Annotated in this window: 26 protein-coding genes and 1 other RNA gene; 18 read left to right on the forward strand and 9 right to left on the reverse strand. The window is 74.9% G+C overall.

Annotated elements, in window-relative coordinates:
- The first annotated feature begins 138 nt into the window (after positions 1–138).
- On the forward strand, positions 139–3,876 hold the full coding sequence (locus ACI79Y_RS11045; RefSeq protein ID WP_457158529.1) for an ABC transporter ATP-binding protein: 3,738 nt from the start codon (positions 139–141) through the stop codon (positions 3,874–3,876).
- A 97-nt stretch (positions 3,877–3,973) separates the two neighbouring features.
- Complete coding sequence (locus tag ACI79Y_RS11050; protein ID WP_457158530.1) at positions 3,974–4,501, forward strand: GNAT family N-acetyltransferase; 528 nt, start codon at positions 3,974–3,976, stop codon at positions 4,499–4,501.
- A gap of 82 nt (positions 4,502–4,583) precedes the next feature.
- Here the strand turns inward: ACI79Y_RS11050 and ACI79Y_RS11055 are convergent, their stop codons facing one another.
- Complete coding sequence (locus tag ACI79Y_RS11055) at positions 4,584–5,021, reverse strand: hypothetical protein (RefSeq protein ID WP_457158531.1); 438 nt, start codon at positions 5,019–5,021, stop codon at positions 4,584–4,586.
- Positions 5,022–5,156: 135 nt separating this feature from the next.
- Here ACI79Y_RS11055 and ACI79Y_RS11060 point away from each other — a divergent pair, with 135 nt between their 5' ends.
- The 5 genes from ACI79Y_RS11060 to nadA all read left to right on the forward strand — a co-directional run bounded on the left by ACI79Y_RS11060 (position 5,157) and on the right by nadA (position 10,560).
- Positions 5,157–6,284: an L-dopachrome tautomerase-related protein gene (locus ACI79Y_RS11060; RefSeq protein ID WP_457158532.1), complete on the forward strand. Its 1,128-nt coding sequence runs from the start codon at positions 5,157–5,159 to the stop codon at positions 6,282–6,284.
- Between the two features lie 86 nt (positions 6,285–6,370).
- Entirely contained in the window at positions 6,371–7,570 is a 1,200-nt protein-coding gene (locus ACI79Y_RS11065; RefSeq protein WP_457158533.1) for a Nif3-like dinuclear metal center hexameric protein, read from the forward strand.
- A gap of 50 nt (positions 7,571–7,620) precedes the next feature.
- A complete protein-coding gene (locus ACI79Y_RS11070) occupies positions 7,621–8,361 on the forward strand; it encodes a zinc ribbon domain-containing protein (RefSeq protein ID WP_457158534.1) in 741 nt (246 codons plus the stop codon).
- The gene (locus tag ACI79Y_RS11075; protein WP_457158535.1) at positions 8,358–9,464 is read left to right on the forward strand and encodes a bifunctional RNase H/acid phosphatase; all 1,107 of its coding nucleotides are present in this window, start codon (positions 8,358–8,360) and stop codon (positions 9,462–9,464) included. The genes ACI79Y_RS11070 and ACI79Y_RS11075 overlap by 4 nt, the downstream gene beginning before the upstream one ends.
- A 79-nt stretch (positions 9,465–9,543) precedes the next feature.
- Positions 9,544–10,560 (forward strand): quinolinate synthase NadA, encoded by a 1,017-nt coding sequence (nadA, locus tag ACI79Y_RS11080; protein ID WP_457158536.1) that lies wholly within the window; start codon positions 9,544–9,546, stop codon positions 10,558–10,560.
- A gap of 108 nt (positions 10,561–10,668) precedes the next feature.
- On the opposite strand, the gene ACI79Y_RS11085 is transcribed toward nadA, so the two are convergent.
- A complete protein-coding gene (locus tag ACI79Y_RS11085) occupies positions 10,669–11,424 on the reverse strand; it encodes a sulfite exporter TauE/SafE family protein (RefSeq protein WP_457158537.1) in 756 nt (251 codons plus the stop codon).
- Positions 11,425–11,449: 25 nt separating this feature from the next.
- Between ACI79Y_RS11085 and ACI79Y_RS11090 the strand changes: the two genes are divergently transcribed.
- Positions 11,450–11,809 (forward strand): DoxX family protein, encoded by a 360-nt coding sequence (locus ACI79Y_RS11090; RefSeq protein WP_457158538.1) that lies wholly within the window; start codon positions 11,450–11,452, stop codon positions 11,807–11,809.
- A 2-nt stretch (positions 11,810–11,811) separates the two neighbouring features.
- Here ACI79Y_RS11090 and ACI79Y_RS11095 read toward each other — a convergent pair whose 3' ends face one another.
- Positions 11,812–12,810 (reverse strand): Lrp/AsnC family transcriptional regulator, encoded by a 999-nt coding sequence (locus ACI79Y_RS11095; protein WP_457158539.1) that lies wholly within the window; start codon positions 12,808–12,810, stop codon positions 11,812–11,814.
- Between the two features lie 98 nt (positions 12,811–12,908).
- Between ACI79Y_RS11095 and ACI79Y_RS11100 the strand changes: the two genes are divergently transcribed.
- The 3 genes from ACI79Y_RS11100 (at position 12,909) to rnpB (ending at position 15,609) form a co-directional block, all read left to right on the forward strand.
- Positions 12,909–14,429 carry an MFS transporter gene (locus tag ACI79Y_RS11100; protein WP_457158540.1) on the forward strand — a complete coding sequence of 507 codons (1,521 nt, stop codon included), beginning with the start codon at positions 12,909–12,911 and terminating at the stop codon, positions 14,427–14,429.
- A 20-nt stretch (positions 14,430–14,449) separates the two neighbouring features.
- Complete coding sequence (locus ACI79Y_RS11105) at positions 14,450–15,169, forward strand: PIG-L deacetylase family protein (RefSeq protein ID WP_457158541.1); 720 nt, start codon at positions 14,450–14,452, stop codon at positions 15,167–15,169.
- Between the two features lie 29 nt (positions 15,170–15,198).
- Positions 15,199–15,609, forward strand: an RNA gene (gene rnpB, locus ACI79Y_RS11110) — RNase P RNA component class A.
- Between the two features lie 17 nt (positions 15,610–15,626).
- Here rnpB and ACI79Y_RS11115 read toward each other — a convergent pair.
- From ACI79Y_RS11115 to ACI79Y_RS11125, 3 genes are all read right to left on the reverse strand, one after another.
- Positions 15,627–15,911 carry a flagellin gene (locus ACI79Y_RS11115; protein ID WP_457158623.1) on the reverse strand — a complete coding sequence of 95 codons (285 nt, stop codon included), beginning with the start codon at positions 15,909–15,911 and terminating at the stop codon, positions 15,627–15,629.
- 129 nt (positions 15,912–16,040) lie between these two features.
- A complete protein-coding gene (locus tag ACI79Y_RS11120) occupies positions 16,041–16,244 on the reverse strand; it encodes a hypothetical protein (RefSeq protein WP_457158542.1) in 204 nt (67 codons plus the stop codon).
- A gap of 157 nt (positions 16,245–16,401) precedes the next feature.
- A complete protein-coding gene (locus ACI79Y_RS11125; RefSeq protein WP_457158543.1) occupies positions 16,402–17,274 on the reverse strand; it encodes an AMIN-like domain-containing (lipo)protein in 873 nt (290 codons plus the stop codon).
- Positions 17,275–17,667: 393 nt separating this feature from the next.
- Between ACI79Y_RS11125 and ACI79Y_RS11130 the strand changes: the two genes are divergently transcribed.
- Entirely contained in the window at positions 17,668–18,078 is a 411-nt protein-coding gene (locus tag ACI79Y_RS11130; protein WP_457158544.1) for a YkvA family protein, read from the forward strand.
- A gap of 2 nt (positions 18,079–18,080) precedes the next feature.
- On the opposite strand, the gene ACI79Y_RS11135 is transcribed toward ACI79Y_RS11130, so the two are convergent.
- Positions 18,081–19,151, reverse strand: a complete 1,071-nt coding sequence (locus ACI79Y_RS11135) for a hypothetical protein (RefSeq protein WP_457158545.1) — start codon at positions 19,149–19,151, stop codon at positions 18,081–18,083.
- 74 nt (positions 19,152–19,225) lie between these two features.
- On the opposite strand from ACI79Y_RS11135, the gene ACI79Y_RS11140 reads away from it, so the two are divergent.
- Positions 19,226–19,651: a MarR family winged helix-turn-helix transcriptional regulator gene (locus tag ACI79Y_RS11140; protein ID WP_457158546.1), complete on the forward strand. Its 426-nt coding sequence runs from the start codon at positions 19,226–19,228 to the stop codon at positions 19,649–19,651.
- Between the two features lie 13 nt (positions 19,652–19,664).
- Here the strand turns inward: ACI79Y_RS11140 and ACI79Y_RS11145 are convergent, their stop codons facing one another.
- Positions 19,665–20,009, reverse strand: a complete 345-nt coding sequence (locus tag ACI79Y_RS11145; RefSeq protein ID WP_457158547.1) for a hypothetical protein — start codon at positions 20,007–20,009, stop codon at positions 19,665–19,667.
- A 164-nt stretch (positions 20,010–20,173) separates the two neighbouring features.
- Between ACI79Y_RS11145 and ACI79Y_RS11150 the strand changes: the two genes are divergently transcribed.
- From ACI79Y_RS11150 to ACI79Y_RS11160, 3 genes are read left to right on the forward strand one after another with little or no spacing between them, the layout of a single operon-like run.
- A complete protein-coding gene (locus ACI79Y_RS11150; protein ID WP_457158548.1) occupies positions 20,174–21,304 on the forward strand; it encodes a baeRF2 domain-containing protein in 1,131 nt (376 codons plus the stop codon).
- A 29-nt stretch (positions 21,305–21,333) separates the two neighbouring features.
- Positions 21,334–21,591 carry a DUF2795 domain-containing protein gene (locus tag ACI79Y_RS11155; RefSeq protein ID WP_457158549.1) on the forward strand — a complete coding sequence of 86 codons (258 nt, stop codon included), beginning with the start codon at positions 21,334–21,336 and terminating at the stop codon, positions 21,589–21,591.
- A gap of 20 nt (positions 21,592–21,611) precedes the next feature.
- Positions 21,612–21,827: a hypothetical protein gene (locus ACI79Y_RS11160; protein ID WP_457158550.1), complete on the forward strand. Its 216-nt coding sequence runs from the start codon at positions 21,612–21,614 to the stop codon at positions 21,825–21,827.
- A gap of 51 nt (positions 21,828–21,878) precedes the next feature.
- Here the strand turns inward: ACI79Y_RS11160 and ACI79Y_RS11165 are convergent, their stop codons facing one another.
- Complete coding sequence (locus ACI79Y_RS11165) at positions 21,879–22,898, reverse strand: LacI family DNA-binding transcriptional regulator (protein WP_457158551.1); 1,020 nt, start codon at positions 22,896–22,898, stop codon at positions 21,879–21,881.
- A 240-nt stretch (positions 22,899–23,138) separates the two neighbouring features.
- On the opposite strand from ACI79Y_RS11165, the gene ACI79Y_RS11170 reads away from it, so the two are divergent.
- Positions 23,139–24,275, forward strand: coding sequence for an endo-1,4-beta-xylanase (locus ACI79Y_RS11170; protein WP_457158552.1), 1,137 nt, complete (start codon positions 23,139–23,141; stop codon positions 24,273–24,275).
- Between the two features lie 135 nt (positions 24,276–24,410).
- The gene (locus ACI79Y_RS11175) at positions 24,411–24,842 is read left to right on the forward strand and encodes a ChaB family protein (RefSeq protein WP_457158553.1); all 432 of its coding nucleotides are present in this window, start codon (positions 24,411–24,413) and stop codon (positions 24,840–24,842) included.
- Positions 24,843–24,850 lie beyond the last annotated feature (8 nt).

The raw sequence follows: 24,850 nt of genomic DNA on the forward strand, positions 1-24,850 counted from the left end.
CCCCCCCCCCCCCCCCCCCCCCCCCCCCCCCCCCCCCCCCCCCCCCCCCCCCCCCCCCCCCCCCCCCCCCCCCCCCCCCCCCCCCCCCCCCCCCCCCCCCCCCCCCCCCCCCCCCCCCCCCCGCCCCGGATCCGCCTCGTGACGCGACCTCCCGGCACGAGCGGTGAGCAGGGTCCCGCCGGCGGCTGGCTGCGCCGCCTGACCGGCTACTGCCTGCGCCACCGCCGCGACCTGTTCGGCGCCTTCGCCGCGGCGCTGGCCGGCTCGGTGATCGCCGCGCTGGCTCCGCTGCTCACCCGGGAGGTCGTCGACCGGGTGGTCGCCGGCGCCGACGGCGGGGGCGACGTCGACGTGACCCCGTTCGTGGTCGCGCTGGTGCTGGCCGGCGTGCTCCGCTTCGCCGCCGGGTTCGTCCGCCGCTACCTCGCCGGCCGGCTCTCCCTCGACGTGCAGGTGGACCTGCGCAACGACGTGCACACCGCCCTCGCCCGCCTCGACGGACCCGGGCAGGACCGGCTGCAGACCGGGCAGGCGGTGAGCCGCTCGATCAGCGACATCACCCTGGTCCAGGGGCTGCTGGCGTTCCTCCCCAACCTGACCGGCAACGCGCTGCTGTTCGTCGTCTCCCTCGGGGTGATGGCGTGGCTGTCGCCGCTGCTCACGGTGGTGGCCCTCGCCGTCGGCCCGGCGCTGTGGTGGCTCGCGCTGCGCTCCCGGCGCGACCTCTTCCCGGCCAACTGGGCCGCCCAGCAGCAGGCCGGCGTGCTGGCCGGGGACGTGGAGGCCGCGGTCTCCGGCGTCCGCGTGGTCAAGGGCTTCGGTCAGGAGAACCGCGAGCTGGACCGGGTGGACGCCGGCGCGCGCACGCTGTTCGGCGCGCGGATGCGGGTGGTGCGCTTCACCGCCCGCTACAACCCGCTGCTGCAGGCGGTGCCCGCGCTGGGCCAGGTCGGCGTGCTGGCGCTGGGCGGCTGGCTGGCGCTGCGCGGCTCGATCAGCCTGGGCACCTTCCTCGCCTTCGCCACCTACCTGGCCGTGCTGGTCTCCCCGGTGCGGCAGCTGGCCGCGGTGCTCACCATCGGCCAGCAGGCGCGGGCCGGCGTCGAGCGGGTGCTGGAGGTCATCGACACCTCCCCGACGCTGGTCAGCGGGTCGGCGCCGCTGCCCGCGGGGCCGCTGACCGTCGAGCTGGACGACGTCACCTTCGGCCACGACGCCGACCGGCCGGTGCTCGCGGGGGTGTCGCTGCGGATCGAACCGGGGGAGACCCTCGCGCTGGTCGGCAGCTCGGGGTCGGGGAAGTCCAGCGTGGTCAGCCTGCTGCCGCGTTTCTACGACCCGACCGCGGGCGTGGTGCGCGTGGGCGGGGTCGACGTCCGGGAGCTGGACACCGCCGCGCTGCGGGCGGCGCTGGGCGTGGTGTTCGAGGACAGCTTCCTGTTCTCCGACACGGTGCGGGCCAACATCGCGTTCGGCCGGCCCGACGCGAGCGACGACGAGGTCCGCGCCGCTGCGCGGGCCGCCCAGGCCGACGGGTTCATCACCGCGCTGCCGGAGGGGTACGACACCGTCGTCGGTGAGCAGGGGCTGACGCTCTCCGGTGGGCAGCGGCAGCGGGTCGCGCTGGCCCGCGCGCTGCTGCCCGACCCGCGGGTGCTGGTGCTCGACGACGCCACCTCGGCGGTCGACGCGGCGGTGGAGGCGCGGATCCACGCGGCGCTGCGGACGGCGGTGCGGGGCCGGACGACGCTGCTGGTGGCGCACCGCCGCTCGACGCTGGCGCTGGCCGACCGGGTGGCGGTCCTCGACGGCGGGCGGGTGGCCGACGTCGGCACGGTGGCGGAGCTGGAGGCCCGCTCCCCGCTGTTCCGCGCGCTGCTCTCCGGCGCGGCCGAGGACCTGCCGGAGCCCTCGCCGGCCCCGCCGGGCGGGGTCACCGCGGCGGCCTGGCCCCCGGCGGCGCCGGCTGCCGAGGACGACGGCCCGCTGCGTGCCGCGGCGAGCTCCATCGGCGGGCGCGGCTCGGCGATGGCGGCCGCCGCACCGACGCCCGCGCTCAAGGAGCTGGTGCGCCGGCTGCCGCCGGGGGACGAGCGGCCCGACGTGCCCGCGGACCGGGCCCGGGCACCCGAGCCGGACTTCACCCTCCGGGGCCTGCTGCGCCCCTTCCGCTGGGTGCTCGCGGGCGCGCTGGTGCTGGTCGGGATGGACACCGCCGCCCAGCTCGCCGTCCCCGCCCTGGTGCGGGAGGGCGTCGACGACGGGATCACCGCCGGCTCGCTGCCGCTGCTGCTGGGCATCTCCGGGATCGCGCTGGCCGTCGTGCTGACCGACGTCGTCGCCGCCCGCGGCGCCGCCTGGCTCACCGGCCGCACGGGTGAGCGGCTGCTCTACACGCTGCGGGTGAAGACCTTCGCCCAGCTGCAGCGGCTCGGCCTGGACTACTACGAGCGCGAGCTCGGCGGCCGGATCATGACCCGGATGACCACCGACGTCGACGCGCTGTCGGCGTTCCTGCAGAACGGCCTGACCACCGCGGTGATCAGCGCCCTCACCCTGGTCGGGGTGCTCGTCGCGCTGTTCTGGTTCGACGTCGATCTGGCGCTGGTGCTGGTGGCCTCGCTGCCGGTGCTGGTGGTCGCCACGGTGTGGTTCCGGTCCCGTTCGGTGCCCGCGTACACCGAGGCCCGCGAGCGGGTCAGCGCGGTCAACGCCCGGCTGCAGGAGGACGTCGCGGGGCTGCGGGTCACCCAGGTGTTCGCCCGCGAGGAACGCTCGACGGCGGTGTTCCAGGAGCGGGCCCGGGAGTACCGCGACGTCCGGCTGCGCGCGCAGCGCTACATCGCCACCTACTTCCCGTTCGTCGAGTTCCTCTCCGAGGTGGCCGCGGCCGCGGTGCTCGCGGTGGGCGCGGCCCGGCTGACGGCGGGCTCCATCACCCCCGGCGTGCTGATCGCCTTCGTGCTCTACGTGAACACGTTCTTCTCCCCGGTGCAGTCGCTGTCGCAGGTGTTCGACAGCTACCAGCAGGCCTCGGTCGGGCTGCGGCGGCTGCGCGACCTGCTGCGCACCCCGACGTCCACGCCGGCGGCGGCCGACCCCCGCCCGGTCGGCCGGCTGCGCGGGGAGGTGCGGCTGGTCGACGTCACCTTCGCCTACCGCGGGGCGCCCGCCCCCGCGCTGCGCGACGTCTCGCTGACCGTGGCGCCGGGGGAGACCGTGGCGCTGGTCGGGGAGACCGGGGCGGGGAAGTCGACGGTGGTCAAGCTGGTCGCGCGGTTCTACGACCCGACGTCCGGCGCGGCGTGCGTGGACGGCGCCGACCTGCGGTCGCTGGACCTGCTGCAGTACCGCGCACGGCTGGGCGTCGTCCCGCAGGAGGCGTACCTGTTCGCCGGCACGGTGCGCGACGCGATCGCCTACGGGCGGCCCGAGGCCAGCGACGCGGAGGTGGAGGCCGCGGCCCGCGCGGTCGGTGCGCACGAGATGGTCGCGACGCTGCCGCAGGGCTACCGCACCCGGGTGGGGGAGCGCGGCCGGTCGCTGTCGGCCGGGCAGCGCCAGCTGCTCGCGCTGGCCCGGGCGGAGCTGGTCGACCCCGACATCCTGCTGTTCGACGAGGCGACCGCGTCGCTGGACCTGGCCACCGAGGCGGCGGTCACCCGGGCGGCCGACGCCATCGCGCACCGGCGGACGACGCTGGTCGTGGCGCACCGGCTGACGACGGCGGCCCGCGCCGACCGGGTCGCGGTGCTCGACGGCGGGCGGATCGTCGAGGTGGGCCCGCACGCCGAGCTGCTGACCGCCGGCGGCCCCTACGCCGCGTTGTGGGCCGCCTTCACCGCCGACGAGGACGCCGCCCCGCTGCCGGCCTGAGCACTGTGCGGCAGGTACCCGGTTCGCGGTGCTCCCGGGCAGTGAGCGCACATCGCCCGGGCGGGAAGTCGGTTGCCCGACATGTCAGGGTGCCGACATGTCGACCGGTCGCCACGAGGTGCGCATCGCCGAGCCGGCCGACCTGCTGGAGCTGCCCGCGGTCGAGTCGGCCGCCGACGAGCTGTTCGTGCCCTTGGGCGTCACCGACCTGCCCGCGCCGGCCACCCCGGCCGAGCGGGCAGCGGCCTGGCGCGTGCTCGTGGCGGGCCGCCCGGTGGTCGGCTTCGCCGTGCTGGAACGGCGCGACGGCGCCGTCCACCTGGAGCAGTTGTCCGTGCACCCCGCGCACGGCCGGCGCGGCATCGGCGCGGCCCTCCTGGCGGCGACCGTCGCCGCGGCGAGGGAGCACGGCGCCGACCGGGTCACGCTGCTCACGTACGCCGACGTCGGCTGGAACGCGCCGTTCTACGCCCGCCACGGCTGGCGCCGCCTGGACGAGCTCACACCCGGGCTGGCCGCGCTCCGCCGTCGTGAGGTCGCCCTCGGCCTGGACCGGCACGGCCCCCGCGTGGCGATGGTGCGGCCGGTCGCCGCCGACGAGGACGCCGCTCCGTGGCCGGCCTGAACAGCGCGGGCTCGGTGCTCTCGGCCCCTGCTGCAGGGGTTCGCCGCGAGCCTGCGAGCGGTGGGGGCAGCGGGGTCCTTCGTCAGTCCAGCCGCCACGTCATGAGCGCCATGCCCAGCGGGGACCAGGCGAGGGACAGCCCGGCGAGACAGGCCAGGGTCACGAGCACCAGCCCGACGCTCACCGCGGGCGTGCCGCGGCGGGCCCGGAAGACGAGCCCGCGTCCCGCCCCGATCAGCACCGCCACCAGACCGACCGGCGTGAGGATGAAGGAGAAGAGACCGCCGAGCTGGACCAGGCCGCCGACCGGGCCCTGCGGCCAGAGGTCCTTGGGGTCGTGCGCGCCGCTGGTCAGCTCGGACAGCGGCAGGGCGTCGAGGTCGTTGACGTAGTAGGGCACCAGGACGCCGGCCAGCCAGGGCGCGAGCGCCAGCGCGGTGCCCGCGGCGAGCAGGGCGACGCGGCGGCCATCGGCCGGGCGGGGCTGAGCCGGGTCCGTCTCCTGCACCGCAGGGCTCATGCCGTGGACGGTGACAGATGGGGGCCGCGGTGACCAGAGGATCCGCGGTCCGGGTGCTGGCCGGCGGCTCGCGACGGTGCGGCCGGTCACCGTCGGCTGGTTAGTCGATCGTCCGGTTCGGGCACCCCCGAGGCCATGAGCGAGACACACACCGTCGGGGACCTGCAGGCCGACCGCCCGCTCGGCGAGCTCGAGGTGGTGCACGAGTTCACCGACGGGCCGATGCCGACCGGCGTGTCCGTGTCGCACGCCGGCCGGGTGTTCGTGAACTTCCCGAAGTGGGGTGACGAGGTGCCGGCCACCGTCGCCGAGATCCGCGACGGGCAGGTCGTCGCCTACCCGGACCAGGCGTGGAACGACCCCCGCGGTGACGACGACCGCGAGGCCTTCGTCAGCGTGCAGAGCATCGTCGTCGACCCCGCCGACCGGCTGTGGGTGCTCGACACCGGCTCGCCGCTGTTCCAGCCCACCCAGGTCGGCGGGCCCAAGCTGGTCTGCGTCGACCTCGCCACCGACCGCGTCGTGCAGACGATCGTCTTCCCGCGCGAGGTCGCGCTGGAGACCACCTACCTCAACGACGTGCGCTTCGACCTGCGCCGCGGAGAGGCCGGCGTCGCCTACATCACCGACTCGGCAGACTCGGGCGAGAACGCGATCATCGTCGTCGACCTGGCCACGGGGGAGTCCTGGCGGCGGCTGCGCGACCACCCCTCGACGAAGGCGGTCACCCCGCCGGAGCTGCTCCTCATGGTGGAGGGCCGGCCGTTCCTGGAGCAGCCCGAGCCGGACGCCGAGCCCCAGCCGGTGGCGATGGGCGCCGACGGGATCGCCATCTCCGCCGACGGCGCCCGGCTCTGGTACTGCCCGCTGGCCTCGCGGCACTGGTACAGCGTCAGCACCGACGCCCTGGTCGACCGCGGCTCCGACGACGCCGCGGTCGCCGCCACCGTCGTCGACGAGGGCGACAAGGGCTGCGCCGGCGACGGTCTGGAGACCGACGACGCCGGCAACCTGTACGCCACCGCCGGCGAGCAGAACGCCATCCTCCGGCGCCGGCCGGACGGCGCGATCGAGACCGTCGTGCACGACCCGCGGCTGCTGTGGCCCGACACCATGTCGGTGGCCACCGACGGGCACCTCTACGTCACCGCCAACCAGCTGCACCGGCAGTCCCGTTACAGCGGCGGTACCGATCTGCGCCGGTACCCCTACGTCCTGTTCCGCACGCCGATCGGCGCCGGCCCCGTGCTGCTCCGCGGGTGAGCACCACCGCTCCCGAGGGACACCGCGCGGTCGGTGGATCGCGCACGACGGGCCGTCGCCGGTCAGCTGACCTACAGTCCGATCCCGTGGCACGACCGGTGGACGACGGGACAGCGACGGCCCGGCAGCTGCCCGTGCCCGGAACCCCGCTGGGGGAGGTCGTCGCCGCGCTCGAGGCGCGCTACGACCCGGAGCTGGCCGAGAAGTGGGACGCCGTCGGCCTGGTCTGCGGCGACCCTGCGGAGGCCGTGCGGTCGGTCCTCTTCGCCGTCGACCCGACCGCGGCCGTGGTCGACGAGGCGATCGCCACCGGCGTGGACCTCGTCGTCACCCACCACCCGCTGCTGCTGACGCCGGTGCACGGCGTCCCGGCCGACGACCCCAAGGGCCGGCTGGTGCACCGGCTCATCCGCGCCGGCACCGGGCTGTTCGTCGCGCACACCAACGCCGACCGCGCCGCCGACCACGGGGTCAACGACGCGCTGGCCGCTGCCCTCGGGTTGGTCGACCCCCGCCCGCTGGAGCCGGTGAGCGCACCGCCGACCGACACCCTCGTCGTCTTCGTCCCGGTGGACGACGCGGATCGGCTGGCCGACGGACTGGCGGAGGCAGGGGCCGGGGTGATCGGCGACTACACCCGCTGCGCCTGGCAGACGACGGGCACCGGCTCGTTCCTGCCCGGTGCTGACGCCCGTCCGGCGATCGGTTCCCCGGGCCGGCTGGAGCGGGTCGCCGAGGCCCGCCTGGAGATGGTGGTCCCGCGGCACCGCCGGGCCGCCGTCCTGCGCGCGCTCCGGGAGCGGCACCCCTACGAGGAACCGAGCTTCGCCTTCTTCGAGAACGCGGCGACGCCGTCCCGTGCCGGGCTCGGCCGGGTCGGGGAGCTGGCCGAGCCGACGACGCTGCGCGAGTTCGCCGAGCGGGTGTCCCGCGCGCTGCCGGCCACCCCGGGCGGCGTCCGGGTCGCCGGCGACCCCGACCGGGAGGTGCGCACGGTCGGCGTCTGCGGCGGCAGCGGCGGGTCGCTGCTGGCGGCCGCGACCGCGGCCGGCGCGGACGTCTTCCTGACCAGCGACCTGAAGCACCACGCGGTGTCCGAGGCGCAGGAGGTCCCCGGCCCGGCGCTGGTCGACGTCGCGCACTACGCGTCGGAGTGGCCCTGGCTGCCGGTGGCCGCCGACCTGCTGCACCGCGACCTCGACGGCCGGGTGCAGGTCGCGGTCTCGGAGCAGCGGACCGACCCGTGGACCTGGCAGGTGCCCAGCGCTGCCCCGTCCGGCAGCTGACCTCCCCCGCGCCGTCCCGGCGGGAGGGGCGGCGCGGGTAGGTTGGCCACGTGCAGGCTGACCACTTCGACCAGCAGAAGCTGCTGCGTCTCGCCGCGGAGGACGTGGCGCTCGCGCAACTGGCCCACCGCCGGCGGACCCTTCCCGAGCTCGCCGCCGTCGAGGCCGCGCTGGAGGCGCAGCGGACCGCGTCCGACGACGTCGTCCGCGCCGAGACGGTGGTCCGCGACCTCGACCGCGAGCAGAAGCGGCTGGAGAGCGACGTCGACACCGTGCGCCAGCGGGCCGACCGCGATCAGCAGCGGATCGACTCCGGGGGCGCCACGCCCAAGGAGATCACCGGGCTGCAGCACGAGCTGGAGTCGCTGCAGCGGCGCCAGGGTGACCTGGAGGACCAGGTGCTCGAGCTGATGGAGCGCCGGGAGGCCGCCGACGGTGCCCTGGCCGCGGCACAGGCGGCCGAGGCGGCGGCGCAGGCCGACCAGGAGCGCGCCGAGGAGGCGCGGGACGCCGCGCTGGCCGAGATCGCCGAGGGCGAGCAGCAGCACACCGCCAAGCGCGCGGAGATCGCCGCGACCGTCCCCGCCGACCTGCTGAAGCTCTACGACCGGGTCGCCGGGCAGACCGGCAGCACCGGTGCCGCGGAGCTCAAGGCCCGCCGCTGCCAGGGCTGCCGGATCGAGTTCTACGGCGCCGAGCTGGCCGGGTACCGCAAGGCCGACCCGCACACGGTGATCCGGTGCGAGAACTGCGGCCGGGTGCTGGTGCGCACCGCCGAGTCCGGGCTGTGAGCCAGGGGTCCACGGGCAGGCGGCTCATCGTCGAGGCCGACGGCGGGTCACGCGGCAACCCGGGGCCCGCCGGTTACGGCGCGCTGGTCCGGGACGCCGAGACCGGGCGGCTGCTCGCCGAGCGGGCCGAGTCGGTCGGTCGCGCCACCAACAACGTCGCCGAGTACGGCGGTCTCGTCGCCGGGCTGCAGGCCGCCCTCGACCTCGACCCGACGGCGAGCGTGGAGGTCCGGATGGACTCCAAGCTGGTCGTGGAGCAGATGTCCGGGCGGTGGAAGATCAAGCACCCGGACATGCAGAAGCTGGCCGTCCAGGCCCGGGACATCGCCCGCCAGCTGGGCTCGGTCCGCTACACCTGGGTGCCGCGCGCGCAGAACGGTGCCGCCGACGCGCTGGCCAACAGCGCGATGGACGGCAAGCCGGTGCGCCGGGACCTGGCGGCCGAGCCGGTGGTCGTCGAGGACGACGTGCAGCCCACCGCGCCGGCCCCGGTCGTCACGACAGTGACCCACCTGCTGCGGCACGGGCGCACCGAGCACACCCCCGAGCGTCGTTACAGCGGCAGCAGCGACCTGCCGTTGTCGCAGCTCGGACGGGCGGACGCCGAAGCCGCGGCCCGGCACCTGGCCGGCCGGGGCATCGACGTCATCGTCAGCTCACCGTTGCAGCGCACCCGGCAGACCGCCGAGGCCGCCGCGGCGGTGCTGGGCGTCCCGGTGGAGATCGACACCGACCTGCGCGAGCTGGACTTCGGCGCCTGGGAGGGGTTGACCGCCGAGGAGGCGCGCGCGAAGAGCCCGCTGGCCTACCGCCGCTGGTCCGGCGCCACCGACGTGCGCCCGCCCGGTGGGGAGTCCGTCGCCGACGTCTCCGCCCGGGTCGCCCGGGCCCGCGCCCGCATCCTGGAGCGGCACGCCGGGAAGACCGTGCTGCTGGTCAGCCACGTCACCCCGATCAAGCTGCTGCTCGCCGCCGGGCTGGGCGTGGGCGACGAGATCGTGCACCGGGTGTTCCTGGAGGCGGCGTCGCTGTCCACGGTCACCTGGTCCTCCGACGGCCGCGCTTCGGTGCGGCTGGTCAACGACACCAGCCACCTCGGCTGACCCGTCCGCCCCGAGCTGCTGGCGCGGGCATGGACACTGGTGCCGACAGGTGAACAGCAAGCAGCCAGGAGCGCTCTGAATGACCGCGACGACCGCGCCCGCCCTCGATGAGCGCACCATGAGCCCCGCCGAGTACGAGCCCTGGGCTGCCGAGGTCCGTCGGCTGGCCGACGAGCGCGGCGCCGTCGTCCTGGCGCACAACTACCAGGTGCCGGAGATCCAGGACGTCGCCCACTTCACCGGCGACTCGCTCTACCTGTCCCGGGTCGCCGCGGAGACCGACGCCCGGGAGATCGTGTTCTGCGGCGTGCACTTCATGGCCGAGACGGCGAAGATCCTCTCCCCGGAGAAGACCGTGCTGCTGCCCGACCACGCGGCCGGCTGCTCGCTGGCCGACTCGATCACCGCCGCCCAGCTGCGCGAGTGGAAGGCCGAGCACCCGGGCGCCGTCGTCGTCAGCTACGTGAACACCACGGCGGCGGTGAAGGCCGAGACCGACATCTGCTGCACCAGCTCCAACGCCGCCGACGTCGTCCGGTCGATCCCCGCAGACACCGAGATCCTGTTCTGCCCCGACCAGTTCCTCGGCGCGCACGTCAAGCGGGTCACCGGGCGGGACGACATCCGCATCTGGGCGGGGGAGTGCCACGTGCACGCCGGCATCAGCCCCAGCGACGTCCGCGCCCAGATCGCCGCCCACCCCGACGCGGAGGTGCTGGTGCACCCCGAGTGCGGCTGCACCACCTCGGTGCTCGACCTGGTGAGCCACGGCGACCTCCCCGCCGACCGCACGCGGGTGCTGTCCACCGGCGGCATGGTCGAGGCCGCGGTCGCCACCCGGGCACCGCAGGTGCTGGTCGCCACCGAGCTCGGCATCCTGCACCAGCTGCGGGCGGTGAACAGCGGCACCGCGTTCATCCCGATGAACGACCAGGCCGCCTGCCGCTACATGAAGATGATCACCCCGGCGAAACTGCTGGCCACGCTGCGCACCGGGGAGGGCGCGGTCGACGTCGACCCGGAGGTCGCCGCCCGGGCCCGTCGCGCGGTGGAGGCGATGATCGCCATCGGCGAGCCGGGCCGCGGCGGGGAGTGAGCGCGCCCGCCGGTTGATCATGGGCGTTCTGCCCAGGGACACGCCGGGCTGCGGCGTGTCGCGCGGCACGATGCCCATGATCAACGTGCACGCGGGAGGCGCGTGGCCTCAGCCGCGCAGGAACAGGTAGATCGACACGGCCACGCCGAAGACCACGATGAGCACCCGCAACGGGGTGGTCGGGATCCGGGTGGCGACCCTCGCGCCCAGGTACCCGCCGAGCAGGCTGGCCGGCGCGCAGACGGCGACGTAGGCCCAGGCGACCGGGCCGAACAGCCCGAAGACGACGACGGTCACCGTGGCGGTGACGGTGGCGACCGCGCTCTTCATCGCGTTGGCCAGCTTGAGCCGGCCCAGGCCCAGGCCCAGGACGCCGACCAGGATCACGCCCAGGGCCCCGCCGAAGTACCCGCCGTAGACGGTGGCCAGGAAGAGCGCGACGTAGACCCAGGCCGCGTCGCGGGTGCGGGTCTCGTCGGCGGCGCGCCGCACCCGGCGGGTGATCAGCGGCTGGGCCAGCAGCAGCAGGCTGGCCAGCAGCACGAGCACCGGGACGATCGTGTCGAACGCCTCGGACGGCAGCGTGAGCAGCAGGATCGAGCCGACCGTGCCGCCCAGCACCGCGACGACGGCGAAGGCGACCAGCCGACGGCGCTGTCCGGCGTACTCGCGGCGGAAGCCGAGCACACCGCCGATGTAGCCGGGCCACTGGGCGATCGAGTTGGTGACGTTGGCCGCGACCGTCCCGAGACCGAGCGCGACCAGGACGGGGAAGAGGATCAGCGATCCGCCGCCGGCGATGGAGTTGACGCCGCCGGCGAGGAGGGCGACCCCGGCGGCGATGAGCAGGTCGACGGCAGACACGAGCGGCGAGCCTACTGTCGTCCCCGTGCGGGAGCAGACGCGTGCGCTGGCGATGGCGGCCGGGATGACCGCCACCGGGCTGTTCCACCTGGTCCGGGCGCAGGTCTACGACTGGATGATCCCGCCGGAGCTGGGCCCGGCCCGGCCGTGGGTGATCGGCAGCGGGCTGGCCGAGCTGGCCACCGCCGCGTTGCTCGCGGTGCCGGCGACGCGGCGGGCCGGTGGCTGGGCCTCGGTCGGGCTGCTCGTCGGTGTGCTGCCGGCGCACGCCCAGACGGTGCGCGCGTTCCGCCACCAGCCGGCCAGGCTGGCGGTGGCGGTGGCCCGGATCCCGTTCCAGGTGCCGATGCTGCAGGCGGCGCTGCGGGTGGCCCGGGGCGGCTGACCTCAGCGGCCCCGGGTGGGCGCCAGGTCAGGCTCGGTCAGCCGGGCGCCGTCCATCCGGCTGCCGGCCTGCTTCACCCGGCGCAGCACCGGTGAGGTCTCCATCGACTGCACCGGCAGCGAGCCGACCTGCTGGGTGATGAACCGGTAGAGGTGGGCGTTGTCCCGGGCGACCACGGCCACCAGCAGGTTGGCCGGGCCGGTCAGCACCGCGGTGTAGGCGGTCTCCGGTGCCCGGGCCAGCGCCTCGCCGACCCGGGCCAGGTCACCCGGCGCGACCTGCAGCCACAGCAGCGCGTTCACCGGGTGGCCGAGCAGGGCGTTGGCCACCTCCAGGTCGAAGTACAGGACGCCGGCCGCGCGCAGCGCCTCCACCCTGCGGGCCACCCGGCTCTCCGACCAGCCGGTGACCGCGGCCAGCTCGGCCCACGACAGCCGGCCGTCGACGGCGAGGGCGGCCAGCAGCGGCTGGTCCTCCGGCTCCGCCTGCACCGGGCGCCCGCCGGCCCGCTCGGTCCCGGGGGTGAGAGCGGCGATCTGCTCGGTGGTGAGCGGGTCGGCCAGGCCGGTCCACTCGTAGGGTCCGGAGACGTAGTCGTGCAGCACGGAGAACGCGCTGAGGTCGATCACCTGCACGGTGCGCGGCAGCCGGTCCAGCAGCAGCGCGTCGCGCTGCGAGTCGGTCGTCGGCCGGGTGGCGAAGGCGATCTCCGCACCGCCGGAGGTGATGTTCACCCAGGACACGTCGGGACGACGGGCGAGCGCGTCGGCGACGGCCCCGGCGGCCGCCGGCTGCACCCGCACCCGCACGTGCCAGTGCGGCTCGACGTCGTCGGGGGTGCTCAACCCGAGCACCCGCACGACCCCCTCCGCACGCAGCCGCCGCCAGCGCCGGGCGACGGTCTGCTCCGAGACGCCGAGGACGGCGGCCAGCCGGCTGAACGGAGCTCGCCCGTCGACCTGCACGGCGTGGATGATCTGACGATCAGTGGCGTCGAACACAGCGAGGATCCTGCACCAGTGCGGCGATGAGTGGAGGATTCCGTCACCCGGACGGGATCGGTGCACGTGATGGGGTGGCCTGCCCGCACAGTTGTGCCATGCGCAAGTGGCTCCCGCTGGTGGCGATCTGCACCGGCACCTTCATGCTCCTGGTCGACGTCACCATCGTGAACGTCGCGCTCCCCGCGATGGCGATCGACCTGGACACCTCCTTCGGCCAGCTGCAGTGGGTCGTCGACGTCTACGCCCTGGCGCTGGCCGCGCTCGTGCTCGGCGCCGGTTCGCTCGCCGACGTCTTCGGCCGCCGCCGGCTCTACCTGATCGGGCTGGTGGTCTTCGCCCTCGCCTCGCTGGCCTGTGGGCTGGCGCCGGACGCCGGGCTGCTGCTCGTCGCCCGCGGCGTGCAGGGCATCGGCGGCGCGATCATGTTCGCCACCACCATCGCCCTGATCAACACCAGCTACGAGGGGCGCGACCGGGGCACCGCATTCGGCATCTGGGGCGCGGTGGTCGGCGCCTCCGCGGCGCTCGGCCCGATCCTCGGCGGTGCGCTGACCGAGCTGTCGTGGCGGTGGATCTTCTACGTCAACCTGCCGGTCTGCGTGCTCGCCGTGTGGCTGACCCTCACCGCCGTGCAGGAGGCCCGCCAGCCCGGCGCCCCCCGCCCGGACGTCCCGGGGATCGCGCTGTTCACCCTGGGCGCCGCCGGGGTCGTCTTCGGGCTGGTCCGGGCGGCGGCCGAGGGTTGGGGCGAGCCGGCCTCGTGGGGGCCGATCGCCGCCGGCCTGGTGGTGGTGGCCGGCTGGGTGGTGCTGGAGCTGCGCCGTCCGGCCCCGATGCTCGACGTCCGGCTGTTCCGGTCCCGCTCGTTCACCGGCATCATGATCGGCGCGATGGTGCTCAACGGCGCCGCGTTCGCCGCGCTGGTGTTCACCTCGCTCTGGCTGCAGTCGATCGGCGGCCTGTCGCCGCTGCAGGCCGGGTGCGTGTTCATCCCGCTCTCGGCGCTCAGCTTCGGCGTGGCGGCCGGAGCCGGCCGGTACCTGCAGACGTTGCCTCCGCGCTGGGTCCTCGGCGGCGGGCTGCTGCTCGTCGGGGCGGGATCGCTGCTCATGGCGCTGGTCGACGGCGACTCGACCTGGCGGGTGCTGGTCGCCGGGCTCGCCGTCCTCGGTGCGGGGGTGGGCATGGCCAACCCGACGCTGGCCTCGGCCGCGCTGGCCGCGGTCCCGCGGGAGCGCAGCGGGATGGCCTCCGGCGCGGTCAACACCTCGCGTCAGCTGGGGTTCGCGCTCGGCGTCGCGTTGCTCGGCAGCGTCTTCGCCGCCCGCGCGACCGCGCAGCTGCGGGAGGCCGGCGTCCCCGATCCGGCCGGCACCGCGTCGGCGCTCAGCGCCGGGCAGGCCGGCGAACTGGTCGGCAGCGCGCCGGCGGGGGCCCGGGCCGACCTCGCCGACCTGCTGGGGACGGCGTACGCCTCCGGCCTGCGGGACGTCTTCCTCGCCTGCGGTGCGGCCGGGCTGATCGGCGGCGTGCTCGTGCTGGTGCTGGTCCGGGCGGCCGCGCCGAGCGCCGGGCCGCGGCCGGCCGAGCGACCCGAGCCCGCCACCCAGCACTGAGCGCGGGCAGACTCAGCGGCATGGCCGCCCCCTTCCCCGACGACTGGCAGCGCGCCCTCGTCGTCGCCGCCCACCCCGACGACATTGAGTACGGCCCGGCCGCGGCCGTGGCGGTGTGGACCGCCGCCGGCAAGGAGGTCCGCTACCTGCTGGCCACCCGCGGGGAGGCGGGCATCGCCGGTCTCGCGCCCGCGGAGGCCGGGCCGCTGCGCGAGGAGGAGGAGCGGCGGTCCGCGGCGGTGGTCGGCGTCTCCGTGGTCGACTTCCTCGACCACGCCGACGGCGTGCTGGTGGCCGACCTGCAGCTGCGGCGGGATCTCGCCGCGGCGATCCGCCGGCACCGGCCGGACCTGGTGGTGACCATGCACGGCGGCGACACCTGGACCCCGCCGGAGGTGACGCCCGGCGCGCTGAACTCCGCCGACCACCGGGCACTGACCCGCTCGGTGCTCGACGCGGTCGCCGACGCCGGCAACGAGTGGATCTTCCCCGACCTCCCCGAGACGCCGTGGTCGGGCGTGCAGTACGTCGCGGTGCACGCGGTCGGGTACCCACCGCCGCACGTCGTCGACGTCACCGCCGGCGTCGAGCCCGCCGTCGCCTCGCTCATCGAGCACCGCCGCTACCTGGCGGCGCTCTCCGACGATCCGGTCGAGGAGCAGGCCCGCCGCCAGGTCGACATGTCGACGCTCACCGAGGACGGCGGGCGCCAGGTCGGCTTCCGGCTCTTCTGGGGCTGAGCAGCGGGTAGGCTGGCCGGCACGACGGACGAGTCGGCTGGGCGGTCGCGTCGGTGGGGGAGACCCCGCCGCCGAGGAACGTCCGGGCTCCACAGGGCAGGGTGGTCGTTAACAGCGACCCGGGGTGACCCGCGGGACAGTGCCACAGAGAACAGACCGCCAGTGCGTGCACTGGTAAGGGTGAAACGGCGGTGTAAGAGACCACCGCACACCGGGTGACCGGTGTGGCTCGGTAAACCCCACCCGGAGCAAGGTCGAAAAGGGACGGCGGACGGAGCGATCCGGACGCCGTCCTGCGCAGGCGTTCGAGGGCTGCCCGCCCGAGCCTGCGGGTGGACCGCTCGAGCCTGCCGGCAACGGCAGGCCCAGATGGATGGCCGCCCAGCGGGGTGCCGTGAGGCCCCCGGGGACAGAACCCGGCGTACAGGCCGACTCGTCCGTCGTCCTCGCCGGGCGATCAGCCCAGCAGCTTCAGCACGCACTGCGGGGTCTGGTCGGCCTGGGCCAGCATCGCCGTCCCGGCCTGTGCGAGGACCTGGACGCGGGTGAGGACGGTCGTCCCCGCGGCCATGTCGGTGTCCCTGATGCGTGACTCCGCCGCGGCGGTGTTCTCGATCGAGACACCGAGCCGGGCGATGGTGCGCGCTGGTGCGGCCGCGGTGCGCCGACAGCGACGCGGTGTCGATGACGACGCGCAACCCCATGCGGGCGTCCTCCGTGGTGTGGGGCGCGCCTGCCGCATCCGTGCGGCAGGCCTGCGGCGTGCACGACGGCGGTGGCCCTCCCCCGTCTCCAGTCGCAGCGGGAACTGCTCACGCGGCGCAGGGTGCTTCTCGGAGAGGGTCACGCCGGATCCCGCCGCCACCGGCACTCAGTCCAGGTCGGGGGCGACCTCGGCGACGATCGCCCGGAACGTGCGGGTGTCGACCTCGTCGTCCACGGTGACCCGGACGATGTCGCTGACCTGCTGCCGGGTGGCCGGGCCACAGGCGCTGACCCGGGCCGCGGCGATCAGCCGGAGCTGGTGCAGGCGGGCGGTCGAGGAGGTGGCCGGGGCGGGGCGGTTCTCGCGCATGGACGGACGGTAGGGCGATCGTCCACCGGTGCCGTGCGGGTCGGGCGACGTGTCGTGGACGACCGATCCCGGGCGCCACACGGGGCCCAGCGGTCCCGGGTGCCCCCGCGCTCAGCCGGTCGCGCGGGGACGGCGCGCGTGCCCGGCAGCCCCGCGATCAGCCGGCGGCGGTGATCTCCAGGGTCTCGGCCATCCGGTCCAGGATGCCGACGTTGCGGGCGTAGTCGAACTGCGGCAGCCCGACGGTGTCGAACACCAGCGTGCGCGGACCGTCGTCCCCGTCGGGCAGGCCGATGACGTAGCTGGTGGAGCGGATGCCCTCCGGCCAGAGCCCACGCCCCTGGCTCTCCCGCTCCACCCGCACCGCGGGGCGACCGTCGACGGTGGTCTCGCGGCGCTGCAGGTCCCGGTCCGGGTCCGGCGCAGCGATCCGGTCCACGTCCACCGGCTCGATCGACGCGGTGAGCGCGCCCATGCGCTCGTCGGTCCCCGGGGGGACCGTGAACGCCTCCGGCGCGAACCGGGTGCACGCCGGCGCGGTCTCCCCGGAGTTGACCGCCCAGCCCTCGGGGTAGCTGACCGCGAAGCCGGTCGGGCTCTCGCACCGCTGGCTCAGCGGGACCGTGCCCGACCGCTGCTCCGCGAGGGCGTCGACGACGATCCGTTGCGGCTCCGCCAGGAGGCCGACCGCGAACGGGCGTCGCTCGTCCAGGCCGGCGAAGAAGGTGGCCCGCCCGCCCAGCACGGTGTCCCAGACCAGCGTGTCCAGGGCGCCCGCGTCGGTGAGGCGCAGGCGCTCCGGCCCGTCCCACGGCTCGACCCCGGCCGGCGCGTCACCGGGCAGCGCGATGTTGGTCAGCGTGATGCCCAGGTCGGCCTCGCCCGGGACCTCGACCTCCTGACCGGATCCCGGCGACCGGGGCTCGTCGGTGTACCCGACCTGCCAGCCGGCCAGCCCCTCGCCGGCCAGCTCGAAGACGACCCGGTCGAAGGCCTCGTGCGCACCGAGCCGCACGTCGACGAGGGTCACCGGTGCACCGGCCCCCTCCGCCGCGGAGTCGGCCGTGTCCGGCGCGCCGATCGGCTCCAGGGAGCGGTCGGCCGGGTCCTCCCCGGGGAGGGGGGCACCCGGGCGGGGCCGGCCGGACGAGCCGGGGGCGCTGGTCGAACCGGACGCGCTGGTCGTGTCGTCAGACGGTCGGGCCTGGGGGTCCTCGTCGGCGGACGAGCCGCAACCGGCGAGCAGGACGGTCGCACAGGCCCCTGCGATGACGTGGCGCATGGTGCCGGAGAGCCTTCCGATCTCGGGTTCAGGTCACCGGGGGAGTTGCCGCTCCGGCGGCAGCCGAACGTCGGAGGGGTGCTTCTCCACGAGAGCGTCATGTGCCCGCGGCCCTGGGGGCGACCGGGCGGATCGGCCAGGATGGCAGTCGTGGGCGGGTGGTGGGCGGCGTTGGTCACCGGGTTGGTGGTCGTGCTGGCGAGCTGGGCGGTGCTGGTGCTGCTGGCCCGGACGCTGCCGCCGGGCACCGCGCGGGAGCTGGCCCGTTTCCTGCCGGCCTGCCTCACCACGGTCCGCGCGCTCCGCCGACACCCCGCCGTGCCGCGCCGGGCCAGGGTGGCGCTGGTCGTCGCCGGGCTGTGGGTGCTCTCGCCGGTCGACCTGATCCCGGAGTTCCTGCCGGTCATCGGCCCACTGGACGACGTCGTCGTCGTGGCCCTGGCGTTGCGCTACGCCGCCCGCCGGGTCCCCCGCGACGTCCTGCTGGACGCCTGGCCGGGGGACCGGCGGATGATCGAGCGGCTGCTCGGCGCCCCGCGGGCGTCGGCCTGAGGTCAGGCGGCGACGGTCTCCTCGATCTCCTCCTCCGCGTCGTCCGCGCGGTGGTGAGGCGGCAGGGGGGCGGGCGTCGCTCGCTGTGCGCGGCGTCGTTCGGCGGCCGCGGCGATCGCGGTCAGCGCCGCCCCGGCCAGCGCCCACAGCGCGAGGGTGAGCACCTGGCGGCCGATGCCGAGGTCGGGGAAGTAGAGCAGGCGGCGGGCGGCCTCCACCAGCCCGGAGCCGATCCAGAACTCGTGCAGCGCGCCGAAGAAGGCCGGCTGCAGCGCGGGGGCGAACACCCCACCGGCCGACGTGAAGTTGAGCATCACGAACAGCGCCACCAGGGTCGCGGTCGTCCAGCGGCCCAGGAAGGTGTGCAGCCCGATGCCGATCAGCACCACGGCGCTGACGTAGAGCCAGGCCAGGGCGCCGATCGACCAGGCCGCGCTCGGCAGCGCACCGTACAGCGGCCCGGCGACGAGGGTGGCCAGGGCGGCGATGACCCCGGCGGCGGCGATCCCGAGCAGCACCCGCACCCGCATCCGCAGCCGACCGCCGGCCGCGGCGATCGCGATGGCGGCGCTGTACCCGCCCACCGACAGGGCCACCAGGTGGAAGAAGGCGCCTTGCCCGGTCGGGTCGCTGGGCGCGGTGGGCACGACGTCCTCGACCTGCAGCGGGAGGCCCTGGGCCAGGGCGACCGGGGAGAGCATCCGCTCCACGGTCACGGCAGTGGTGTCGGACGCAGCGGTGGCCACGAGCAGGGTGGGTCGTTCCGGGTCGGGCACGTAGGCGCCGGCGGCGTCGAGGTGGGCGAGCTCGGCGCGGGCGTCGTCCACCGTCGGCACGGTGCGCACCGCGGCAGCGTCGCCGAAGGAGTCCTGCAGCTGCTGGGCGAGCACGGCCACGGCGGACTCGGTGCCGACGACGTCCAGGCGCAGCCCGTCCGGCTCGGGCTGGTGGAAGCCGCCCAGGTACGCCAGCGCCATCCCGGTGGCCAGGAGGACCGGAACCAGCAGGTGGGTGAGCACGTGCCGGACGATCGTGCGGGTGGGAGGGCTGGGTGGAGTGGCGGCCGAGCTCATGCGACGTCCTCTAGGTTGTAGATTGCAACTCGGTGATCGGGTTGCACAGTACAACCTTCTGGGAGTGTCGTGTCGTGTCTCGGGAACAGCTGTCCGCGTCGGTGCAGCGCGAGCTGACCGTCTTCGCGCGGCGGGTGCGAGGCCTGCCGCAGCGACTCGACCAGGAGCTGTCGTTCGTGGCGCACTCGATGCTCAGCTCGATCGACGCTGCAGACGGGTGCCGCGGTGTCGACCTGGCCGCGCTCTACCGCCTGGACAAGTCGACCGTCAGCCGGCAGGTCGGGGACCTCGAGCGCCGGGGGCTGGTGGCCCGTGCCCCCGACCCGGCCGGCGGACGCGGGCAGGTGCTGCGGGTCACCGCGGCCGGGCAGCGGGTGCTCGCCGAGGCCGCGGACGCCCAGCGGGCCGAGTTGGCCCGCCGGGTGGCCGGGTGGAGCGATGCGGAGCTGGCCGCCTTCGCCTCGGCCCTGCAGCGCTACAACGCGGCGGAGCCGGACTGACCGGCCGGCTGGCTCAGCCCGTCGAGCGGGGCTGGGCCGGGTTGGTCGGATCGCCTTGCGACGGCGGGTTGATCACCGGGCCGGTCGTGGCCTCCGAGACCGGCGACCCGCCGGCTGCGGCGGGGGCGTGCTCGGGCTGCGCGCCCTCCGGGTCGCCCCCGGACGGCTGCGCGCCGGACTTCAGCTCGTCGAGCCGGTGGGTCATCGCCTGCACCACCTGCACGCGGTTGGCGTGCGACTGCTCGTAGTCGAGCACGGTCTCCAGCTGCTGGGCGTCCAGCGTGCGGATCCGGGAGGTCAGGCTGCCCACGGGCAGGTGGTCGTAGTCGGGCAGGGGGAGGGTGTCGTGTTCGGTCATGCCGGCTCCTCGGGTGCGTGGCGGCAACGTGTCCGGCTCCGCCTACCCGAGTGGCCGGGACTGACACACCGGGTGTGAGGCCCGGGGGCGTGGGTAGGCCGCGACGACGCACGTCGCGGCTCCCCGGGGCCGCGAGACGAACGATCGAAGGAGCTGCTCACCCGATGGACCTGTCCTTCCTGGAGCCGGTGTTCGCCGCCCCGGGCCCGTACGCCACCGTCTGCGTGGACGTCACCCACACGACCGAGAACGCCGATGCCGAGGTGGAGCTCCGGGTCCGCGCAGCCTGCGACGAGCTGGCCGGGCAGGGAGCGCCCGAGACGGTCGTCGAGGCCGTCCGCAGCCGCCTCCTGCAGGTCAACGAGGGCGGCCAGCTGGCCACCCTGCGCGGCCGGGCGCTGGTCGCCGCGGCCGACGGCCGGATCGTGCTCGACCAGGTGCTCGCCGACGCCCCCCGCGAGCCGCTGGCCTCCTGGGCGCCGCACCCACCGCTGCTGCCGGTGCTGCGCCAGCTCGCCGGGCGCGTGCCGCACGTGGTCGTGGTCGCCGACCGGGTCGGCGCCGACGTGTCGGTGGCCACCCTTGCCGGGCACCCCACGGAGGAGGAGGAGATCGAGGGCGACACCTTCCACATGCGCAAGGTGAAGGTCGGCGGCTGGGCGCACAACACCTACATGCACACGGCCGAGAACCAGTGGGAGGAGAACGCCGGCCAGGTGGCCGACGAGGTCGACACGCTGGTCAAGCAGCACAAGGCCCAGTTCGTGCTGCTCGCCGGTGACGTCCGCGCCACCCAGCTGATCGCCGACAAGGCGACCAAGGAGGTGTCCGACGTCCTGGTGTCCATGACCGAGGGCGGCCGGGCCGCCGGCGCCGACCGGGCGCCGATCGAGCAGCGCGCGATCGAGCTGGTGGCGGAGAACGAGGCGCACGAGCAGGCCGGCGCCGTCGAGCGGGTGCAGGCGGCCAGCGCCCACGGGCTCGCGGTGACCGGGACGGCGCTGGTCGTCGAGGCCCTGCGCAAGGCCCAGGTCGAGGAGCTGGTCCTGGCCGACGACATCGCAGACGAGGGTGACCTGCTGGTCGGCCCCGACCCGCTGCAGATCGGGGTCGGCGCCGACGACCTGCGCTCCCTCGGCGTCGACGGTGCGCAGTCCGTGCCCGCCGACCGGGCGCTGCTGCGTGCCGCGATCGGCAGCAGTGCGCGGGTCGTCGTCGTCCCCCGGACGGCGATGCCCGGTGACATCCCGGTGGCCGCCGTCCTGCGGTACACCGACGACTCCACCCCCAGCTGAGATCTCACCCCACCACGAACGGAGCACCGATGACCGACCCCCACCAGCCCGCCACCTCGCCCGGCACCGACCCGGCCGACGTCGAGCGACGGGCACAGATCGCCGAGGCCCTGGGCAAGGAGGTCTGGCCGGCCGACCGGGACGCCCTGGTGGCGAAGGCGCAGGAGAACAACGCGCCCGACGGCGTCCTCTCCGCCCTGCACCGGCTGCCTGCCCACGGTGAGTTCACCAACGTCCAGGAGGTCGCCGAAGCCCTGGGCATGGGCACCGAGCAGCACCGGTTCTAGGGGGAGTCATCGTGCCGAGCATGAAGGACCCGACGCCGGAGGCGCGGGCCAACGTCACCGAGAGCAACGTGGAGTCGCGGTCGCAGCTGCTCCCGGAGGAGACGTCGGTCGGGCCGAGCGCCGATCCAGAGGCGCAGGCCGCGGTCATCCTCGCCGAGTCCGAGGAACGCACGGTGCACGCCGATCCCGACGACGCCCAGGGCGGGCACCGGCAGAGCTCGGACACCGCCGACTGAGCCCGCGCACGGCGGCGCCCCCGAGGAGTTCCTCGGGGGCGCTGCCGCGCGTCAGGCCCGCGCGGGGGCGGTGCTGTCCCGGACGACCAGCTCGGTGGCCAGCTCCAGCCGGGGGGTCTCCACCGGCTCGCCACGGACCAGCCGCAGCAGGGTGCGGGCGGCCACCATGCCCATCTCGGCCAGCGGCTGGTGCACCGTGGTCAGCGGCGGGGAGGACCACTGGGCCGCCGGCAGGTCGTCGAAGCCGACGATGCTGACGTCCTCGGGCACCCGCAGCCCCCGGCGCCGGACCGCCTCGTAGACGCCCATCGCCATCTGGTCGTTGGCGGCGAAGACCGCGGTCGGCGGCTCGGGGAGGGCCAGCAGCCGGCTCGCGGCGGCGAACCCGGACTCGTAGCCGAAGTCGCCCTCGAGCATCAGGTCGGGGTCGACACGCAGCCCCGCCGCGGCCAGCCCCGCGCGGTACCCGCCGAGCCGCGCCCGGCTGCAGGAGAGCGACGGCGTGCCACCCACGTAGCCGATCCGACGGTGTCCCAGGCCCAGCAGGTGCTCGGTGGCGCTGACCCCGCCGGCCCAGTTCGTCGCGCCGATGGTCGGGACGTCGAGCGCCGGCACGCCGGCGGGGTCGATCACCACGGCGGGCACGTGCAGCTCGCGGAGCTCGGACTCCAGTGCCGGGTCCAGGGCGCTGGTGACCAGCACCGCGCCGTCGCTGGCCCGGGCGCGCAGGTTGTCCAGCCACACCCGGGCGTCGCTGGCCCGGCGGTGGATCGCGCTGATCACCGTGCCCGCGCCCTCGGCGTGCACAGCGCCCTCGACGCCGCGGATGATCTCCACCGCCCAGGGGCTGTCCAGGTCGCTGAACACCAGGTCGACGAGCTTGGGGGTCTCCGGGGCGCGTCCACCGCGCCGCTGGTAGCCGTGCGAGCGCAACAGGGCCTCGACCCGCTGCCGGGTGTGCGGGGCCACGTCGGACCGGCCGTTGAGCACACGTGAGACCGTCGGCACGGACACCCCCGCCTCGGCCGCGATGGCCGCGATGGTGACCGTGCGCGTCTGGGTCTCGGACACGGACCCCTCCTCCTCGTCGGAGGGTCCACCCTACGGCTCGGGGACACGCCCACCCGCCGCGACCGGGTGAGACGGGGACACGCCGACCGCCTCTTGCCACGGCTCACAGCCGTCCTTAACGTGCCGCGCATCACTTCCGGAAAACTCCCGGAACTGGCAACGTCGCCGACGAGAGGTTGCGCCATGCGCCCCCAGCGGTCCCTGTCCCGAACGTTCCTCCGGTGCGCCGTGGGGGTGGGCATGCTGCCCGTCCTGCTCGGCGCGACCCTGGCCCCGGCCGCGGCCGCCCCGGCCGGGGAACGCGGTCGAGCACCCGACCACGCCGTGGAACACCGCGTCCACAAGACCCTCGACCGGCTCGGCCTGCGCACGGTGGCCCCCGGCGACCTGGCGATCGGCACCGCGGTCGCCGGGGGCGGGCACCACCTGGAGCAGGACTACCCCGACCCGTTCACCTACGACAAGCCCTACCGCAAGGCGCTGGCGCGGGAGTTCAGCTCCCTGTCGCCGGAGAACCAGATGAAGTGGGAGTTCATCCACCCCGAGCAGGACCGGTACGAGTTCGCCGCCGCGGACGCGATCGTCGAGTTCGCCCAGCGCAACGGGCAGGCCGTGCGTGGCCACACCCTGCTGTGGCACAGCCAGAACCCGGCGTGGCTGGAAGAGGGCGACTTCACCCCTGACGAGCTGCGCGCGATCCTGAAGGACCACATCCAGACCGTGGTCGGCCGGTACGCCGGCAAGATCCAGCAGTGGGACGTCGCCAACGAGATCTTCACCGACGGGGCGAACCCCACCCTCCGACCGGAGAACATCTGGATCAGCGAGCTCGGCCCGGGCATCATCGCCGACGCCTTCCGCTGGGCCCACGAGGCCGACCCGCAGGCGAAGCTCTTCCTCAACGACTACGCCGTCGACGACATCGGGGCCAAGAGCGACGCCTACTACTCGCTCGCCCAGGACCTGCTGGCCGAGGGGGTGCCGCTGCACGGCTTCGCCACCCAGTCGCACCTGAGCTTCGAGTACCCGTTCCCGGCGACCCTGCAGGAGAACCTGCAGCGCTTCGACGACCTCGGTCTGGAGACCGCGATCACCGAGCTCGACGTGCGCATGCCGCTGGGTGAGAACGGCCGGCCCACCTGGCAGCAGCTGGACCAGCAGGCCGACTGGTACCGCATGGCCCTGCAGGCCTGCCTGCGCGTGGAGGAGTGCAACAGCTTCACCATCTGGGGCTTCAACGACAAGTACTCGTGGGTGCCGCACTTCTTCGAGGGCACCGGCGCGGCCAACGTGATGTTCGAGGACTACACGCGCAAGCCCGCCTACTGGGCGCTGGCCGTCACGCTCGCCAAGGCCCGCTGGCTGAACTGGCGGTGAGCCGGGCGCCGGGCCGGCGCGCCACCCTGCCGGCCCGGCGCTGAACCGCGCCCGGTGGGGAGCCCGGTGACTGGCCGGGCTCCCCACCGGGTAGCCGTCCGAGGTCAACCGTCCCGACGACCGAGGAGAACGGCCGTGCCGAAGACCACGAAGAGCGGTGACGCGAAGCAGAGCGAGCTCCCCAGCACGCTGCAGCGCTCCGACGAGAAGGCGCAGCGGACCTTCGCCAAGGCGCACGACTCCGCCGCCGACGAGTACGGCGACGAACAGCGGGCCAACCGGGTCGCGTGGGGGGCGGTGAAGCACACCCACGAGAAGGTCGGCGACCACTGGGAGCCCAAGGAGGGTGGCAAGAAGGGTCCCAGCGACGAGCAGTCGGCCAAGGGCAACGCCGACACCGACTACGACAGCAAGGGCGGGGTCGACGCGAACGCCTCCAAGTCCCACCTGTACGACGTGGCCAAGCGGCTGGACGTCGAAGGCCGGTCGACGATGGACAAGGGCGAGCTGGTCGATGCCATCGAGAAGGCCAACGACGAGAAGACCGCCGAGGCGCGGGAGAAGTGACCCGGCGA

It is taken from the genome of Modestobacter sp. SYSU DS0875, assembly GCF_054050915.1.

Coding starts and splice junctions, on each gene's coding strand:
- ACI79Y_RS11120 (WP_457158542.1), bottom strand. CDS start 16,244: ATGCGCGAGAACCGCCCCGCCCCGGCCACCTCCTCGACCGCCCGCCTG.
- ACI79Y_RS11050 (WP_457158530.1), top strand. CDS start 3,974: ATGTCGACCGGTCGCCACGAGGTGCGCATCGCCGAGCCGGCCGACCTG.
- ACI79Y_RS11135 (WP_457158545.1), bottom strand. CDS start 19,151: ATGAGCTCGGCCGCCACTCCACCCAGCCCTCCCACCCGCACGATCGTC.
- ACI79Y_RS11115 (WP_457158623.1), bottom strand. CDS start 15,911: ATGCGGCAGGCGCGCCCCACACCACGGAGGACGCCCGCATGGGGTTGC.
- ACI79Y_RS11145 (WP_457158547.1), bottom strand. CDS start 20,009: ATGACCGAACACGACACCCTCCCCCTGCCCGACTACGACCACCTGCCC.
- ACI79Y_RS11160 (WP_457158550.1), top strand. CDS start 21,612: ATGAAGGACCCGACGCCGGAGGCGCGGGCCAACGTCACCGAGAGCAAC.
- ACI79Y_RS11155 (WP_457158549.1), top strand. CDS start 21,334: ATGACCGACCCCCACCAGCCCGCCACCTCGCCCGGCACCGACCCGGCC.
- ACI79Y_RS11150 (WP_457158548.1), top strand. CDS start 20,174: ATGGACCTGTCCTTCCTGGAGCCGGTGTTCGCCGCCCCGGGCCCGTAC.
- nadA (WP_457158536.1), top strand. CDS start 9,544: ATGACCGCGACGACCGCGCCCGCCCTCGATGAGCGCACCATGAGCCCC.
- ACI79Y_RS11055 (WP_457158531.1), bottom strand. CDS start 5,021: ATGAGCCCTGCGGTGCAGGAGACGGACCCGGCTCAGCCCCGCCCGGCC.
- ACI79Y_RS11170 (WP_457158552.1), top strand. CDS start 23,139: ATGCTGCCCGTCCTGCTCGGCGCGACCCTGGCCCCGGCCGCGGCCGCC.
- ACI79Y_RS11130 (WP_457158544.1), top strand. CDS start 17,668: ATGGCAGTCGTGGGCGGGTGGTGGGCGGCGTTGGTCACCGGGTTGGTG.
- ACI79Y_RS11100 (WP_457158540.1), top strand. CDS start 12,909: ATGCGCAAGTGGCTCCCGCTGGTGGCGATCTGCACCGGCACCTTCATG.
- ACI79Y_RS11105 (WP_457158541.1), top strand. CDS start 14,450: ATGGCCGCCCCCTTCCCCGACGACTGGCAGCGCGCCCTCGTCGTCGCC.
- ACI79Y_RS11060 (WP_457158532.1), top strand. CDS start 5,157: ATGAGCGAGACACACACCGTCGGGGACCTGCAGGCCGACCGCCCGCTC.